This is a genomic window from Metapseudomonas resinovorans DSM 21078 (assembly GCF_000423545.1).
Classification (GTDB): domain Bacteria; phylum Pseudomonadota; class Gammaproteobacteria; order Pseudomonadales; family Pseudomonadaceae; genus Metapseudomonas; species Metapseudomonas resinovorans.
This window is the reverse complement of record NZ_AUIE01000049.1, coordinates 1-16,965: the sequence shown is the minus strand read 5'-3', so window position 1 is coordinate 16,965 and position 16,965 is coordinate 1. Positions and strand designations below refer to the sequence as shown.

Annotated in this window: 14 protein-coding genes; 7 read left to right on the top strand and 7 right to left on the bottom strand. The window is 65.9% G+C overall.

The genetic code is table 11. The features are described from left to right. The 5 genes from G559_RS0123175 to G559_RS0123155 form a co-directional block, all read right to left on the bottom strand. The coding region (locus G559_RS0123175) for a hypothetical protein (RefSeq protein WP_028630529.1) at positions 1–257 on the bottom strand (257 nt) is incomplete at its 3' end. 110 nt (positions 258–367) lie between these two features. Next, positions 368–589 (bottom strand): formate dehydrogenase subunit delta, encoded by a 222-nt coding sequence (locus G559_RS0123170; protein ID WP_028630528.1) that lies wholly within the window; start codon positions 587–589, stop codon positions 368–370. Continuing rightward, on the bottom strand, positions 586–3,462 hold the full coding sequence (fdhF, locus tag G559_RS0123165) for a formate dehydrogenase subunit alpha (protein ID WP_028630527.1): 2,877 nt from the start codon (positions 3,460–3,462) through the stop codon (positions 586–588). The genes G559_RS0123170 and fdhF overlap by 4 nt, the downstream gene beginning before the upstream one ends. Continuing rightward, positions 3,459–5,018: a formate dehydrogenase beta subunit gene (locus tag G559_RS0123160; protein WP_028630526.1), complete on the bottom strand. Its 1,560-nt coding sequence runs from the start codon at positions 5,016–5,018 to the stop codon at positions 3,459–3,461. Before G559_RS0123160 ends, fdhF begins: the two co-directional genes overlap by 4 nt. Then, on the bottom strand, positions 5,012–5,494 hold the full coding sequence (locus G559_RS0123155) for a formate dehydrogenase subunit gamma (RefSeq protein ID WP_028630525.1): 483 nt from the start codon (positions 5,492–5,494) through the stop codon (positions 5,012–5,014). The genes G559_RS0123160 and G559_RS0123155 overlap by 7 nt, the downstream gene beginning before the upstream one ends. Before the next feature lie 503 nt (positions 5,495–5,997). Between G559_RS0123155 and G559_RS0123150 the strand changes: the two genes are divergently transcribed. The 7 genes from G559_RS0123150 to G559_RS0123120 all read left to right on the top strand — a co-directional run bounded on the left by G559_RS0123150 (position 5,998) and on the right by G559_RS0123120 (position 14,291). Then, on the top strand, positions 5,998–6,975 hold the full coding sequence (locus tag G559_RS0123150; protein ID WP_028630524.1) for a dipeptidase: 978 nt from the start codon (positions 5,998–6,000) through the stop codon (positions 6,973–6,975). A gap of 159 nt (positions 6,976–7,134) precedes the next feature. Then, on the top strand, positions 7,135–7,665 hold the full coding sequence (locus G559_RS0123145; protein WP_028630523.1) for a DUF5943 domain-containing protein: 531 nt from the start codon (positions 7,135–7,137) through the stop codon (positions 7,663–7,665). Positions 7,666–7,680: 15 nt separating this feature from the next. After that, positions 7,681–9,741: a dimethylglycine demethylation protein DgcA gene (gene dgcA / locus G559_RS0123140; protein ID WP_028630522.1), complete on the top strand. Its 2,061-nt coding sequence runs from the start codon at positions 7,681–7,683 to the stop codon at positions 9,739–9,741. A gap of 164 nt (positions 9,742–9,905) precedes the next feature. Then, positions 9,906–11,864, top strand: a complete 1,959-nt coding sequence (gene dgcB, locus G559_RS0123135) for a dimethylglycine demethylation protein DgcB (RefSeq protein ID WP_028630521.1) — start codon at positions 9,906–9,908, stop codon at positions 11,862–11,864. Positions 11,865–12,012: 148 nt separating this feature from the next. After that, positions 12,013–13,245: an electron transfer flavoprotein subunit alpha gene (gene etfA / locus G559_RS0123130; RefSeq protein WP_028630520.1), complete on the top strand. Its 1,233-nt coding sequence runs from the start codon at positions 12,013–12,015 to the stop codon at positions 13,243–13,245. Then, positions 13,235–14,014 carry an electron transfer flavoprotein subunit beta gene (etfB, locus tag G559_RS0123125; RefSeq protein ID WP_028630519.1) on the top strand — a complete coding sequence of 260 codons (780 nt, stop codon included), beginning with the start codon at positions 13,235–13,237 and terminating at the stop codon, positions 14,012–14,014. Before etfA ends, etfB begins: the two co-directional genes overlap by 11 nt. A gap of 31 nt (positions 14,015–14,045) precedes the next feature. Then, on the top strand, positions 14,046–14,291 hold the full coding sequence (locus G559_RS0123120) for a hypothetical protein (protein ID WP_028630518.1): 246 nt from the start codon (positions 14,046–14,048) through the stop codon (positions 14,289–14,291). A 207-nt stretch (positions 14,292–14,498) separates the two neighbouring features. Here the strand turns inward: G559_RS0123120 and gbdR are convergent, their stop codons facing one another. Then, positions 14,499–15,599 (bottom strand): choline metabolism transcriptional regulator GbdR, encoded by a 1,101-nt coding sequence (gene gbdR / locus G559_RS0123115; protein WP_028630517.1) that lies wholly within the window; start codon positions 15,597–15,599, stop codon positions 14,499–14,501. Positions 15,600–15,996: 397 nt separating this feature from the next. Next, positions 15,997–16,965, bottom strand: a 969-nt coding sequence (locus tag G559_RS0123110) for an L-serine ammonia-lyase (protein ID WP_028630516.1), incomplete at its 5' end; no start/stop codon positions are given.

Below are 16,965 nucleotides of genomic sequence, written 5' to 3'. Positions count from 1 at the left end.
CAGAAACCATCCTGGCCCGCTTCATACACCACGACCACTCTGGCGGACGCCGGCAACGCCCAGAGCGCGCGCGTCTCCGCGATCGTTTGCACCACCTGCTCCAGGCGCGCCAGGGGCTGCGGTGCGTCGACTGTCTTCAGCCGGGGGTTGCGCCGGGCATCGCTCAGCGCCACTTTCCAACTGGCCTTGGCCAACTCCAGCGCCACTGCCAGGACCGGTTCATTCGCACTATGCTGTTCAACGTAGGCCGTTCGCATGTCGATTCCTCCTCTGGGCCAAACCTTCTATCCCCCGGATTAAGAATCGGCGTGCGGGCGGCCTTTGCATAGGATCTACAGGTTTTGCCGCAAGCTGCGGGCGCGCAGGGCTACACCGCCCTCCCCTGCTCCGCCAGCGCCTCCTGCACCAGGGGGTGCAGGTTCTCTCCATGGTGCTCCACCTGCCAGGCCATCAGCTCGATGCGCATGGCCGGCGTCCAGAAGCTCTGCAGGTGGGTACGGACCCCCTTTACCGCCTGGCCCTTGTCCGGCTCGGTGGCGAAAAACTGGGCGATCTGGTTGGCCATCTTGATCAGGTTGTCGGTGCTCATCGGCGTACCTCGGCTTTCTCGGTCCTGCGGCGCTCCTTGAGCAGGCGCCGCTGTTCGTCACTGAACTCCTGATAGCGTTTCTGCCATTCGGAAGGCTGGTAGACCCGCGTGACCTCCACGGCGGTGACCTTGTATTCCGGGCAGTTGGTAGCCCAGTCGGAGTTGTCGGTGGTGATCACGTTGGCCCCCGATTCGGGGAAGTGGAAGGTGGTGTACACCACCCCCGGCGCGACCCGCTCGCTGACCCGGGCGCGCAGCACCGTCTGCCCCGCGCGACTGCCCACACCCACCCAGTCACCTTCGTGAATGCCACGGCTCTCCGCGTCAGTCGGATGGATTTCCAGGCGGTCCTCTTCGTGCCAGGCGACGTTGTCGGTACGCCGTGTCTGGGCGCCGACGTTGTACTGGCTGAGGATGCGCCCGGTGGTCAGCAGCAGCGGGTAGCGGTTGTTGACCTTCTCCTCGGTGGGCACGTAGCCGGTGAGCATGAAACGTCCCTTGCCACGCACGAACGCCTCGATGTGCATGGTCGGGGTGCCATCCGGGGCGGCCTCGTTGCACGGCCATTGCAGACTGCCATGGCGGTCCAGTTCGGCGTAGCTGACCTTGGTGAAGGTCGGCGTCAGCCGGGCGATCTCGTCCATGATCTCGGACGGATGCTTGTAGTCCATCTTGTAGCCCAGGGCGTTGGCCAAGGCGACGGTGGCTTCCCAGTCAGCCTTGCCGCCCAGCGGGTCCATCACCTTACGCACGCGGGAGATGCGCCGCTCGGCGTTGGTGAAGGTGCCGTCCTTCTCCAGGAAGGAGCTGCCCGGCAGGAACACATGGGCGAACTTGGCGGTTTCGTTGAGGAAGATGTCCTGCACCACTACGCATTCCATCGCCGACAAAGCGGCGGTGACGTGCTGGGTGTTGGGATCGCTCTGGGCGATGTCCTCGCCCTGGCAGTAGAGCGCCTTGAAGGTGCCACCGAGGGCCGCCTCGAACATGTTGGGGATGCGCAGGCCCGGATCGGGCTGCAGGGTCACACCCCAGGCCTGTTCGAACTGGGCGCGTACCGTGTCGTTGGAGACATGGCGGTAGCCCGGCAATTCATGCGGGAAGGAGCCCATGTCGCAGGAACCCTGGACGTTGTTCTGCCCACGCAACGGGTTCACGCCGACACCTTCGCGGCCGATATTGCCGGTGGCCATGGCGAGGTTGGCGATGCCCATCACGGCGGTACTGCCCTGACTGTGCTCGGTGACGCCAAGACCGTAGTAGATCGCCGCGTTGCCGCCGGTAGCGTAGAGACGGGCAGCCGCGCGGATATCGTCAGGCGACACACCGCAGACCGGCCCCATGGCCTCCGGCGAGTTCTCCGGCTTGCCGACAAAGTCGCGCCAGCGGGCGAAGTCCACCGGTTCGCAGCGCGCGTCGACGAAGTCCTGCTTGACCAGTCCTTCGGTGACGATCACATGAGCCAGGGCGTTGAGCATGGCGACGTTGGTGCCCGGCCGCAGCGCCAGGTGCAGCTCAGCGCGAGCATGGGGGGAATCCACCAGGTCGATGCGGCGCGGGTCGATGACGATCAGTCGCGCACCCTGGCGCAGGCGACGTTTGAGCTGGGAGCCGAACACCGGGTGGGCGTCCGTGGGGTTGGCGCCGATCACCAGGACCACATCGGCCTGCATCACCGAGTCGAAGCTCTGGGTGCCGGCCGACTCGCCCAGAGTCTGCTTGAGGCCATAGCCGGTGGGCGAGTGACAGACGCGGGCGCAGGTGTCGACGTTGTTGTTGCCGAACCCGGCGCGCACCAGCTTCTGCACCAGGTAGGTCTCTTCGTTGGTGCAGCGACTGGAGGTGATGCCACCGATGGAATCACGCCCGTACTTGAGCTGGATGCGACGGAACTCACTGGCCGCGTAGGTCACCGCCTCGTCCCAGCTGACCTCCTGCCAGGGATCGTCGATGTGCTTGCGGATCATCGGCTTGGTGATGCGGTCCGGGTGGGTGGCGTAGCCCCAGGCAAAGCGTCCCTTGACGCAGGAATGGCCGTGGTTGGCCTGGCCGTTCTTGTCCGGGACCATGCGCACCAGCTGGTCGCCCTTCATCTCGGCGCGGAACGAGCAGCCGACGCCGCAATAGGCGCAGGTCGTGATGACGCTGCGCTCCGGCTGGCCCATCTCCACCACGCTCTTTTCCATCAGCGTGGCGGTCGGGCAGGCCTGCACGCAGGCGCCGCAGGACACGCACTCGGAGTCGAGGAAGTTCTCGCCGCCGGCCGCTGCCACGCGGGACTCGAAGCCGCGCCCGCTGATGGTCAGGGCAAAGGTGCCCTGGGTTTCCTCGCAGGCGCGTACGCAGCGGTTGCAGACGATGCACTTGCTCGGGTCGTAGTCGAAATAGGGGTTGGAAACGTCTTTTTGCTCGTCCAGGTGGTTGGCGCCGTCGTAGCCGTAGCGCACTTCGCGCAGGCCCACCTGGCCGGCGACCGTCTGCAGCTCGCAGTTGCCGTTAGCCGAGCAGGTCAGGCAGTCCAGCGGGTGATCGGAGATGTACAGCTCCATCACGTTGCGCCGCAGGGTGGCGAGCTTGGGCGTCTGGGTGTGGACCACCATGCCCTCTGTGACAGGCGTCGTGCAGGACGCCGGGTAGCCGCGCATGCCATCGATCTCCACCAGGCACATGCGGCAGGAGCCGAAGGCTTCCAGGCTGTCGGTGGCGCATAGTTTGGGAATGGTGGTGCCGAGCAGCGCGGCGGCACGCATCACTGAGGTGCCGGCCGGCACCGTGATCTCGCGGCCGTCGATGCTCAAGCTGACCTGCACCTCGCTTTCGCGGGCAGGCGTGCCGAGGTCGATGTCGCTGGCGGGGTCGAAGAGATTGATCATTGGTCGGCCTCCGGGGTCTTCAGACCGAAGTCGGCAGGAAAATGCTTGAGGGCGCTGGTCACCGGGTAGGAGGTCATGCCGCCGAGGGCGCAGAGCGAGCCGTACTGCATGGTGTCGCAGAGATCCTTGAGCAGGAGCACCTGCTCTTCGCGGGCCTCGGCATCGGTGGCCGCCAGCAGGCGGTCGACCACTTCCACCCCGCGCGTGGAGCCGATCCGGCAGGGTGTGCATTTGCCGCAGGATTCCTCGGCACAGAACTGCAGGGCGAAGCGCGCCATGTGGGCCATGTCCAGGCTGTCATCGGCCACTACCACTCCACCGTGGCCGAGCATCGCGCCCATGGCGGCGAAGGCTTCGTAATCCAGCGGCGTATCGAATTGCGACGGCGGCACCCAGGCACCCAGCGGCCCGCCCACCTGGGCGGCCTTCAGCGGCCGGCCGCTGGCGGTACCACCGCCGTAGCCTTCCACCAGTTCCCGCAGGGTCAGGCCGAAGGCGCGCTCGACCAGGCCGCCGTGGCGGACGTTGCCGGCCAGCTGGAAGGGCATGGTGCCCAGCGAACGGCCCAGGCCGAAGTCACGATAGAACTGCGCGCCTCGGGCCAGGATGACCGGCACCGAGGCCAGGGTGAGCACGTTGTGCACCAGCGTCGGCAGGCCGAACAGGCCCTCCAGCGCCGGCAACGGCGGCTTGGCACGGACCACGCCGCGCTTGCCTTCGAGGGAATCCAGCAGTGCAGTTTCCTCGCCGCAGATATAGGCACCGGCGCCGACCCGCACCTCGAGGTCGAAGGCACGCCCACTGCCGCCGACGTTGGCGCCGAGATAACCGGCTTCGCGGGCGATCTCGATGGCTGCGCGCAGGGTTTCGACCGACTGCGGATACTCGGAACGGACGTAGACGTAGCCGAAGCTGGCGCCCACCGCGAGGCCGGCGATGGCCATGCCCTCGATCAACAGGAAGGGGTCGCCTTCCATCAACATGCGGTCGGCGAAGGTGCCGGAGTCGCCTTCATCGGCGTTGCAGACCACGTACTTCTGTCCGGCTTTGGCCTCACGCACGGTGCGCCACTTGATGCCCGCCGGGAAGGCAGCGCCCCCCCGGCCGCGCAGACCGGAATCCAGCACGGCAGCGACGGTTTCCTCACCGCTCAGGGCAATGGCACGGGGCAGTCCCTCGAAACCGCCCTGGTCGCGGTAGTCGTCCAGGGACAGCGGCCGGGTAATGCCGGCGCGGGCGAACAGCAGACGCTGCTGGCTTTTCAGATAGGGCAGTTCCTCCACCGGCCCCAGTGCCTGCGGATGGGCGCTGGCATCACCTTGCAGGGCATCCATCAGGGCGGGCACGTCTTCAGGTGTCAACGGACCGAAACCAAGGCGGCCTTCAGGCGCTTCCAGCTCCAGCAGCGGCTCCAGCCAATAGAGGCCACGGGAGCTGGTGCGGTGCAGTTCGATCGGCAGCTGCCGGCGCTCGGCTTCGCGGACCACGGCCTCGGCCAGCTCGTCGGCACCTACGGCACGGGCCACCGAATCGCAGGGGATGCACAGCCTCAGCATGAGCCTTCCTCCAGGCAACCCTTCACCAGCGCACTCAGGCGCTCGGGGGTGAGCCGCGCATGCAATTGACCGTCCAGCTCAAGGGCCGGCGAGCAAGCGCAGGCCCCCAGGCAATAAACCGGCCGCAGGCTTATCCGTCCGTCGGCACTGGCGCCATGGTCGTCCAGCTCCAGGTGCTCGCGCAGCTGCGCAGCCAGGCGCTCGGCGCCCATGCTCTGGCAAGACTCGGCGCGGCACAGGCGCAGGATATGGCGCGCCGGCGGCGTGGTGCGGAAGTCGTGGTAGAAACTGACCACCCCGCGCACCTCGGCCAGGCTGAGGTTGAGGGCGTGGGCGATTTCGGCAATGGCGACGTCGGGAATGTACCCGGCGCCTTCCTGGATGGCGTGGAGGATCGGCAGCAGGGCACCGGGGGTGTCCTTCTCGCGCTCCAACACGCTGTGGATCAGGGGCAGGTGAAGCGTCTCATCAGGCATACAGCGTTCCTCTGCTTCACGAACGACAGGCTGAAACCGGTCGTCCGGAGGTCTCGGCTGCGACTCACCCACCACGTCACGGAGGCGTGGCCTTGCTGGTGGCCGTCCCTGCATCCCGGCCGGGCGTCTACGCGCACTAGCCCGGGGCATTCGGGGAGCTTGCCATCCCCGCCGTTCAGAAATTGCACCCCAACGACCCTTCGCGTCCTGAAACCGACCTTGGCTGACGGGTGGGGAAAATTGAACGCTCGCTCCTTCTTTATAGGTGCTTCGGACAGAAGGTTGGCGAGGGGCGGACCTGCGGTTACCGCGGGATTACTTGTGGGCTCGCCCAGCCCCATGGAATGCGCCCCTTCCGAACCCGGCTTGCCCATTCGCGACCGGCTTGACGCTTTCGGCAATACCCCGGTCGCTTTTGCGCGATAGCGCCGAATCCCCCGGGGATATGCTCCCCCCAAAGCGCCGGCAGAAGATTCGGCGCATGGATAACAGGGGACAGCCTGATGAGCCCAGCCGAACTGCACGCCGACAGCATCGTCATCGACGGTCTGATCATCGCCAAGTGGAACCGTGAACTCTTCGAAGACATGCGCAAAGGCGGTCTGACCGCGGCCAACTGCACCGTGTCGGTCTGGGAAGGCTTCCAGGCGACGGTGAACAACATCGCCGCCAGCAGCAAGCTGATCCGTGAGAACAGCGATCTGGTGATCCCCGTGCGCACCACCGCCGACATCCGCAAGGCCAAGGAGCAGGGCAAGACCGGCATCCTCTTCGGCTTCCAGAATGCCCACGCATTCGAAGACCAGATCGGCTACGTGGAAGTGTTCAAGCAGCTCGGCGTGGGCATCGTGCAGATGTGCTACAACACCCAGAACCTGGTCGGCACCGGTTGCTACGAGCGTGACGGCGGCCTGTCCGGCTTCGGGCGCGAGATCGTCGCCGAGATGAACCGCGTCGGCGTCATGTGTGACCTCTCCCACGTGGGCTCCAAGACCTCCGAGGAAGTCATCCTCGAATCGAAGAAGCCGGTCTGCTACTCCCACTGCCTGCCGTCCGGCCTGAAAGAACACCCGCGCAACAAGTCCGATGAAGAACTGAAGTTCATCGCCGACCACGGCGGCTTCGTCGGCGTGACCATGTTCGCCCCCTTCCTCGCCAAGGGCATCGACTCGACCATCGACGACTACGCCGAAGCCATCGAGTACGTGATGAACATCGTGGGCGAAGACGCCATCGGCATCGGCACCGACTTCACCCAGGGCCATGGCCAGGACTTCTTCGAGTGGCTGACCCACGACAAGGGTTACGCCCGCCGCCTGACCAACTTCGGGAAGATCGTCAACCCGCTGGGCATCCGCACCGTGGGCGAGTTCCCCAACCTCACCGAGACCCTCCTTAAACGCGGCATGCCCGAGCGCGTGGTGCGCAAGGTGATGGGCGAGAACTGGGTACGCGTGCTCAAGGACGTCTGGGGCGAGTAAGCGCCCTTCTCCCCTCTCCCCCTGGGAGAGGGGCCGGGGGTGAGGGACGTCGAATCCCGCTCCCACCCCCTTGAACCCTCACCCCAACCCTCTCCCCAAGGGAGAGGGGGTTATTTCGGCCCCAAGCCGGGCCTCAGCGAATTCCGGAGCTAGAACAACATGGCCAAACACGCCCCTGAAATGCCCATCGAAGTCGACAGCGAAACCGGTGTCTGGACCACCGACGCCCTGCCCATGCTGTATGTGCCGCGCCACTTCTTCGTGAATAACCACATGGGCATCGAAGCCGAGCTGGGCCCGGAGCGTTACGCCGAGATCCTCTACAAGGCCGGCTACAAGTCCGCCTGGCACTGGTGCGAGAAAGAAGCCGAGTGCCATGGCCTGGAAGGCGTGGCGGTGTTCGAGCACTACATGAAGCGCCTGTCCCAACGCGGCTGGGGCCTGTTCCAGATCGAATCCATCGACCTGGACAAGGGCACCGCCCAGGTCCGCCTGAAGCACTCCGCCTTCGTCTACGTCTACGGCAAGGTCGGCCGCAAGGTCGACTACATGTTCACCGGCTGGTTCGCCGGGGCCATGGACCAGATTCTCCAGGCCCGCGGCAGCAGCGTGCGCACCGTCGCCGAGCAGCTGTACAGCGGCTCGGAAGAAGGCCACGACGACGGCCTGTTCATCGTCAAACCTCTGTAAGGCGAGGCTCGGGAAATGGCATTCGAAGCAATGTTCCAGCCGATCCAGATCGGCAAACTCACCATCCGCAACCGTGTGCTGTCCACCGCCCACGCCGAGGTTTATGCCACCGATGGTGGCATGACCACCGACCGTTACGTGAAGTACTACGAAGAGAAGGCCAAGGGCGGCATCGGCCTGGCCATCTGCGGCGGTTCCTCGGTGGTGGCCATCGACAGCCCGCAGGAATGGTGGAGCTCGGTGAACCTGTCCACCGACCGCATCATCCCGCACTTCCAGAATCTGGCCGACGCCATGCACAAGCACGGCGCCAAGATCATGATCCAGATTACCCACATGGGCCGCCGCTCCCGCTGGGACGGCTTCAACTGGCCGACCCTGATGTCGCCCTCCGGCGTCCGCGAGCCGGTACACCGGGCCACCTGCAAGACCATCGAGGTCGAAGAAATCTGGCGGGTGATCGGCAACTACGCCCAGGCCGCGCGCCGGGCGAAGGAAGGCGGCCTGGACGGCGTCGAGTTGTCCGCCGTGCACCAGCACATGATCGACCAGTTCTGGAGCCCGCGCGTCAACAAGCGTACCGACGAGTGGGGCGGCACCTTCGAAGGCCGGATGAAGTTCGGCCTGGAAGTGCTCAAGGCCGTGCGCGCCGAAGTGGGCGACGACTTCTGTGTCGGCATGCGTATCTGCGGTGACGAATTCCACCCGGACGGCCTGTCCCACGAGGACATGAAGCAGATCGCCAAGTACTACAGCGACACCGGCATGCTCGACTTCATCGGCGTGGTCGGCTCGGGTTGCGATACCCACAACACCCTGGCCAACGTGATCCCCAACATGAGCTTCCCGCCGGAGCCCTTCCTGCACCTGGCGGCGGGCATCAAGGAAGTGGTCAACGTGCCGGTACTGCACGCGCAGAACATCAAGGACCCGAACCAGGCCACCCGTATCCTCGAAGGCGGCTACGTGGACATGGTCGGCATGACCCGCGCGCACATCGCCGACCCGCACCTGATCGCCAAGATCAAGATGGGCCAGGTCGACCAGATCAAGCAGTGCGTCGGCGCCAACTACTGCATCGACCGCCAGTACCAGGGCCTGGACGTGCTGTGCATCCAGAACGCCGCGACCTCCCGTGAATACATGGGCGTGCCGCACATCATCGAGAAGACCACCGGCGTGAAGCGCAAGGTAGTGGTCGTCGGTGGTGGCCCGGCTGGCATGGAGGCGGCACGCGTGGCGGCCGAGCGCGGCCACGACGTGACCCTGTTCGAGAAGAAGGACCAACTTGGCGGCCAGATCACCACTGCCTCCAAAGCACCGCAGCGCGACCAGATCGCAGGCATCACCCGCTGGTACCAGTTGGAACTGGCGCGCCTGGGGATCGATCTGCGCCTGGGCACCGCGGCCGACCCGGACACCATCCTCGACGTGCGCCCCGACATCGTCGTCCTGGCCAACGGTGGTCATCCGTTCATCGAGCAGAACGAGCACTGGGGGGCTGCAGAAGGCCTGGTGGTCAGCAGCTGGGACATCCTCGATGGCAGCGTGGCACCGGGCAAGAACGTCCTGGTTTACGACACCATCTGCGAGTTCGGCGGCATGTCGGTCGCGGACTTCCTGGCCGACAAAGGCGCCCAGGTTGAGATCGTCACCGACGACATCAAGCCAGGCATCGCCGTGGGCGGGACCTCCTTCCCGACCTACTACCGCAGCATGTACCCCAAGGAAGTGATCATGACCGGCGACCTGATGCTGGAGAAGGTCTACCGCGAGGGCGACAAGCTGGTGGCGGTGCTGGAGAACGAGTACACCGGCGCCAAGGAAGAGCGCGTGGTCGACCAGGTCGTCATCGAGAACGGCGTACGGCCGGACGAAGGCCTGTACTACGCACTCAAGCAGGGCTCGCGCAACAAAGGCCAGATCGACGTCGAGGCGCTGTTCGCCATCAAGCCGCAGCCCTGCCTGAGCCAGCCCGGAGACGGCTACCTGCTGTTCCGCATCGGTGACTGCGTGGCCCAGCGCAACACCCACGCGGCGATCTACGACGCTTTGCGTCTGTGCAAGGACTTCTAAGCGCACACACGGACGGCCCCCTCTCCCGCTTGCGGGAGAGGGCGGGGGGAGAGGGCAAGCCGGCGACTCAAGCGTTTCCGGAATCCCCCTCTCCCTAACCCTCTCCCTCAGGGAGAGGGGACTGGTTCGGAGCACCCCTTTCGGTCCCTGCAAGGAGACCAACAATGCTGAACACCCTTCTTCCCATCCTGCTCTTCGCTGCCCTGGCACTCGCCGTGCTGGGCGCCGCGAAGCGCTTCTTCATGTGGCGCCGGGGCCGACCGTCGAAGGTCGACTGGATCGGCGGCCTCATGGCCATGCCGCGCCGCTACCTGGTGGACCTGCACCATGTGGTCGAGCGCGACAAGTACATGTCCAAGACCCACGTCGCCACGGCTGGCGGTTTCGTGCTGTCGGCCCTGCTGGCGATCGTCGTGCACGGCTTCGGCCTGCATAACCGCATCCTCGGCTTCGCCCTGCTCGCCGCCACCGTGCTGATGTTCGTTGGCGCGCTGTTCGTCGCCAAGCGTCGGCGCAACCCGCCGGCGCGGCTGTCGAAAGGCCCGTGGATGCGCCTGCCGAAGAGCCTGCTGATGTTTTCGGCCAGCTTCTTCATCGCCACCCTGCCGGTGGCCGGCATCCTGCCGGAAGGCTTCGGCGGCTGGTTCCTCGCCGGCATCCTGGCGATCGGCGTGGCCTGGGGCGTGTCCGAGCTGTTCTTCGGCATGACCTGGGGCGGCCCGATGAAGCACGCCTTCGCCGGCGCCCTGCACCTGGCCTGGCACCGCCGCGCCGAACGCTTCGGCGGTGGACGCTCCACGGGTCTCAAGGCACTGGACCTGGCCGATCCGAATGCCCCGCTGGGCGTGGAGAAGCCCACCGACTTCACCTGGAACCAACTGCTCGGCTTCGACGCCTGCGTGCAGTGCGGCAAGTGTGAGGCGGTATGCCCGGCCTTCGCCGCCGGCCAGCCACTGAACCCGAAGAAACTGATCCAGGACATGGTCATCGGCCTCGCCGGTGGCAACGACGCCAATTTCGCCGGCAGCCCCTATCCGGGCATCCCGCTGGGCGAACACAGCGGCGGCCCGCATCAGCCGATCGTGTCCCTGCAAGGCAAGGCACTGGTATCCGCCGAGACCCTCTGGTCCTGCACCACCTGCCGGGCCTGCGTCGAGGAATGCCCGATGATGATCGAGCACGTCGACGCCATCGTCGACATGCGCCGCCACCTCACCCTGGAGAAGGGCGCGACCCCGAACAAGGGCGCCGAGGTGCTGGAGAACCTGATCGCCACCGACAACCCTGGCGGCTTCGCGCCGGGTGGCCGCCTGAACTGGGCCGCCGACCTGAACCTGCCGCTGATGAGTGAGAAGAAACAGGCCGAGGTGCTGTTCTGGGTCGGCGATGGTGCCTTCGACATGCGCAACCAGCGCACCCTGCGCGCCTTCGTCAAAGTCCTGAAAGCCGCCAACGTCGATTTCGCCGTGCTCGGCCTGGAAGAACGTGACAGCGGTGACGTGGCCCGTCGCCTGGGTGATGAAGCGACCTTCCAGCAACTGGCCAAGCGCAACATCGCCACGCTGAACCAGTACCGCTTCAAGAAGATCGTGTCCTGCGACCCGCACAGCTTCCATGTACTGAAGAACGAGTACGGCGCCCTTGGCGGTCAGTACGAGGTCCAGCATCACAGCACCTACATCGACGAGCTGATGCAGCGCGGCAGCCTCAACCTTGGCCAACACAAGGGCGGCAGCGTGACCTACCACGACCCGTGCTACCTGGGCCGCTACAACGGCGAGTACGAGGCGCCGCGCAACGTGCTCAAGGCCATCGGTATCGAAGTGAAGGAAATGCAGCGCTCCGGTTTCCGCTCACGCTGCTGTGGCGGTGGTGGCGGCGCGCCGATCACCGACATCCCCGGCAAGCAGCGGATACCGGACATGCGCATGGTGGACATCAAGGAAACCGGTGCAGAGCTGGTGGCCGTGGGTTGCCCGCAGTGCACCGCGATGCTCGAAGGCGTTGTGGCACCGCGTCCGGAGATCAAGGACATCGCCGAACTGGTGGCGGATGTACTGATCGAGACAACGGTGGAAGCAAAAAAGCCGTCGGCGGCTAAAGCTGCCGTGGAGGTGGCGTGATGAGCATGTCGCTTGCCTCCCTTCTCCCTCTGGGAGAAGGGCCGGGGATGAGGGAAGCCTCAGGCCTCCGCAGAACGCCAACCATCCCTCACCCCAACCCTCTCCCAGAGGGAGAGGGAGCTGTCCGTGCAGCCATGGAGACCTGTGTATGAGCGACATCATCCGCCGCGACCCGCGTGCCGAGTGGATCGCCCGCAACCGCCTGCACCCGCTGCATGCCGCCATGCAGCAGCAGGGGCAGACGAGCTGGATGGGGCCCAACGGCATCATCCGCAAGAATCCGCACACGATCGCCGCCGGCTTCATAGGCCCCAATGGCCTTAAACGGATCGACCGCAGCGGCGCCCAGCAGGGCACCGCTGGCAAGCGCAGCGCTACAACCGAAGTGGTGCAGCTGCCGCTGCATGTAGTCGAGCAGCCGGCCTTCCACATCTGCGTGGTGCCGGACATGGTCGGTGGCCGACTCTCCAGCCACGACAAAGACCTGCTGGGCCTGGCCAACAAGCTGGCCGGTAGCGAAGGCGCGGTGGTTGCCGTGCTCTTCGGCGAAGACAAGGAAGCCGCCTTCGACACCGCTGGCGTCGACCGCGTCCTGCGCATCGAGGGCGAGGCCTTTGACGGTTATGCGCCCGAAGCGCGCGTACTGGCCTTGAGCGCCGTGGAAAGCCAGCTCGCCCCGCGTCACTGGTTGCTGCCCGACAGCCGCACCGGTGGCGGAGAATTGGGCCGCCGGCTGGCCGCCAAGCTTGGCGAGCGCCCGGCCACTCGCGTCTGGCAAGTCGCCAACGAACAGGCTATCGGCCGCGCCGGTGCCGGCCGCGAGGACCTGCTGCGCGCTGTGCCGCGCCTGATCCTTGCCGCTGCCGAATGCGCCGAGCCGGTCAGCGAAACCCGCCATGAAGCCCGTCCGCTGGAACTGGCCGCGAACATCGCCCACAGCCTGGCGCGCATCGAAGACCTCGGCCCGGTGGCCGTGGACCCGGCGCAGATTCCCATGGCCGAGGCGGAGTTCATCCTCTCCGGTGGCAACGGGGTCAAGGATTGGCAGCTGTTCCACGAGGCCGCCGTGGCCCTCGGCGCCACCGAAGGTGCCTCCCGCGTGGCGGTGGACGACGGCTTCATGCCGCGCAACCGCCAGGTGGGTGCCACCGGTACCTGGGTCACCGCGCGGGTCTATCTGGCCGTCGGTATCTCCGGCGCCATCCAGCACCTGCAGGGCATTGGTGCCTGCGACAAGGTGGTGGCGGTGAACATGGACCCGGGCTGCGACATGATCAAACGCGCCGACCTCTCAGTGATCGGCGACTCCGGTGCCATTCTTGCCGCCCTGATCCAACTGGCCACCGAATACCGTCAGGGAGGGGCACGCGATGCCGCATGACGCACTGAAGATCGTCAGCCTGGTCTCCATCGGCGCGCACCCGACCTCGGGCCGCGCACGCCGCGCCGACCAGGACGCCCGCGCCGTGGAGCTGGGCCTGCGCCTGGCCGGCCCGCGCCTGCGCGTGGTCCACGCCGGCAATCCCCATGAGGAAGCCCTGCGTGCTTACCTGGGCATGGGCCTGGATGACCTCATCGTCCTCGAACAGAGCGCGCAGGACGACGCCCTGCCGCCGCTGGGCGACTTCCTCCGCGAGAGCGGCGCCCAGCTCGTTCTCACCGGAAGCCAGGCGGAAACCGGCGAAGGCTCAGGGATGCTGCCCTACCTGCTGGCCGAACGCCTGGGCTGGCCACTGGTGGTGGGTCTGGCCGAAGTGGAAAAAGTTGATAACGGCGTGGCCCAGGTGCTGCAAGCCCTGCCGCGCGGCCAGCGTCGCCGGCTGAAGGTGCGCCTGCCCTTCGTCGCCAGCGTCGACAACGCCGCCCCTACCGCACGCCAGAGCGCATTCGGCCCTGCCCGTCGAGGTCGTATCGAGGCCGAGGACGTGGAGCTGGTGGAGGATGTATTGTTCACCGAGGCCCAGCTGCAACCGGCCCGCCCACGGCCCAAACGGCTCAAGGTGATCAAGGCCAAGACCGGCGCCGAGCGGATGAAGGCGGCCACCGCCAAGGCATCCGGTGGCGGCGGCCAGGTTCTCAAGGACGTCTCGCCGCAAGCGGGGGCCGAAGCTATCTTCAAACTGTTGCTGGAAGAAGGCGTGCTGCGCTGACCGCGCGGCACCATTTGGGAGGAATAGCGCGATGATGCATGCCGATCTGATCGACCAGGAAGATTTTCGAGAGCGCCTGGTGGCGCTGGGTATCAGCATCCCGCCGGGGGTCACTGCCGAGCAGGCCTGCGAACAGGCCGTGAGCGGCCTGAGTCCGGAGCGCGCCTTGGCCCTGCGGCGCCTGGTGGAAGAACTGCTGGGTGGCAGCGCCACCCTGCTGCCCAATGTGCGCGAAGCCATTTCGCGCACCCTGCTGCCGGCCTTGGTGCCGCGCTGAGAGCCGATACCCGGAAACGACTAAGGGCGCCATAGGCGCCCTTTTTTGGTGGGAGCGAAACTTTGTAGGGGCGATTTCAATCGCCAAGGGCGGCGAAGCTGCCCCCATTCAAGCTCAGAAGGGCGGACCTGCGGCCCGCTTGGCCAACAAATTCGCCCCTACAGGCAATCCATTGCAAATCGCAGGTCTTTCGCCAAGGCGCGCCCCTTAGACCACCCGCACGCTGGCGAAGGTCGACTCCCCCTGGGCGCGGCTCAGGGCCACGCCGGCGGTGGAAGGATTGCGCACCAGTTCGTCCGGCACCGGCATCAGCGCCACCACGTTGGCGTTCTGGCCGGCGCGCTCGTCACGCGGCGGGATGCCGAAGTACTCGCGGTAGCACTTGGAGAAGTGCGGGGTCGAAACGAAGCCGCACACCGAGGCCACCTCGATGATGGACATCGCGGTCTGCTTCAGCAGTTGGCGTGCGCGGATCAGGCGCAGCTTGAGGTAGTAACGCGACGGCGAGCAGTGCAGGTACTTCTGGAACAGGCGCTCCAGCTGGCGACGCGAGACATCGACGTAGCAGGCCAGCTCGTCGAGGTCGATGGGCTCTTCCAGGTTGGCCTCCATCAACGCGACGATTTCCTGCAGCTTCGGCTGGTTGGTGCCCAGCATGTGCTTGAGCGGCACGCGCTGGTGGTCCTGCTCGTTGCGGATGCGCTCGTAGATGAACATCTCCGAGATGGCTGCAGCCAGTTCGCGGCCGTGCTCGCGGGCGATCAGGTGCAGCATCATGTCCATCGGCGCAGTGCCGCCGGACGAGGTGTAGCGGTTACGGTCGATGGAGAACAAGCGCGTGCTGATGCCCGCACGGGGGAAGGCTTCCTGCATCGCGGCCAGGCACTCCCAGTGCACGCTGCACTCGAAGCCGTCGAGCAGGCCGGCCTTGGCCAGCGCCCAGCTCCCGGTACATACGGCGCCCAGTTGGCGACCCTGGCGGGCCTGCACCTGCAACCAGTGCGTATGTTCACGGCTGACGCTGTGCTGAATGTCGACACCGCCACAGACGATCACGGCGTCCAGGGCCGGTGCGTTGTCCAGGCCACTGTCGGGGGTGATCTGCAGGCCGTCGCTGGCACTGACGGGGCGGCCGTCCTGGCTGAGGGTGTACCAGCGGTAGAGTTCACGACCGGAGAGATGGTTGGCCATGCGCAGCGGTTCTACCGCGGACGCCAGGGAAATCAGGGTGAAGTTGTCCAGCAGCAGGAAACCGATGGACTGGGGAACACGGTTCTGGGGCTGAGCCCCTTGGTTGAACTGTGACATCAGTGAAACCCTCAGGCTAGGCACGGAGCGGAACCCCGTTTCGAGGCTTTTTCTTATGGCCTGGTACTGCGACACCAGGGAATACCAAATATAGGCAAAGGTCGTGCCTAACTTGATTGGTCATTCAATTAAAAACAGTCGAATGCATCCAAGGCCCGTGCCAGCGGGCCTAGGCGAGAGCGACAGAAGCTTTCTGTTTGCGACCGCCAGAGCCCGTGTCTGCCGGGTCCTGGGGACTTAGGTAGCACTGGTGGTGCCGGCGGATGTCACCCCGTGCCGCAGGCCACATCCTTCAGTAACAGACGAACGGTTCCGACAGTGACTATCGAGTCACACCACCGTTCGGCGCATTGCGCACCATCGCGGGGCGGTGATGGAGTCGCCGGGCAATCACGAGTCAGCACTCGATGGCGCTGACCGCCAGCCCGCCGCGTGAGGTTTCCTTGTACTTGTCGTGCATGTCGGCGCCGGTGTCGCGCATGGTGCGGATCACCCGGTCCAGCGAGATGAAGTGCTCGCCGTCCCCGCGCAGGGCCATCTGCGCCGCGTTGATCGCCTTCACCGCAGCTATCGCGTTGCGTTCGATGCACGGCACCTGCACCAGCCCGCCCACCGGGTCGCAGGTCAGCCCCAGGTTGTGCTCCAGGCCGATCTCCGCCGCGTTCTCCAGCTGCGCCGGCGTCGCCCCCAGCACTTCCGCCAGGCCCGCCGCCGCCATCGCACAGGCCGAACCGACTTCGCCCTGGCAACCGACTTCGGCACCGGAGATCGAGGCGTTCTTCTTGCACAGGATGCCGACGGCGGCCGCGCCCAGGAAGAAGTTCACCACGTCGTCTTCGTTGGCCTCGGGGTTGAAGCGCATGTAGTAGTGCAGCACCGCCGGGATGATCCCCGCCGCACCGTTGGTGGGCGCGGTGACCATGCGCCCGCCGGCGGCGTTTTCCTCGTTCACCGCCAGGGCGTAGAGGTTCACCCATTCCATCGCGCTCATGGTGCTGCCAATCACGTTCGGCTTGCCCAGCTCCTGCAGGCTGCGGTGCAGCTTGGCGGCGCGCCGGCGCACGTTCAGCCCGCCGGGCAGGATGCCTTCGTGGCCGAGGCCGTTGGTCACGCATTCCTGCATGGCGTCCCAGAGCTTCAGCAGCCCGGCACGGATCTCCGCTTCGCTGCGCCAGGCCTTTTCGTTGGCCAGCATCAGTTCGGCGATGCGCAGGTTGTGGCGCTGGCACAGCTCCAGCAGTTCTTCGGCGCTGGAGAAGTCGTAGGGCAGCTCGGTGTGGTCCTGGTCCAGTTGCCCGGACTTGGCCTGGGCTTCGTCGACGACGAAACCGCCGCCGATGGAGTAGTAGGTGTCGCGGTGCAGTTC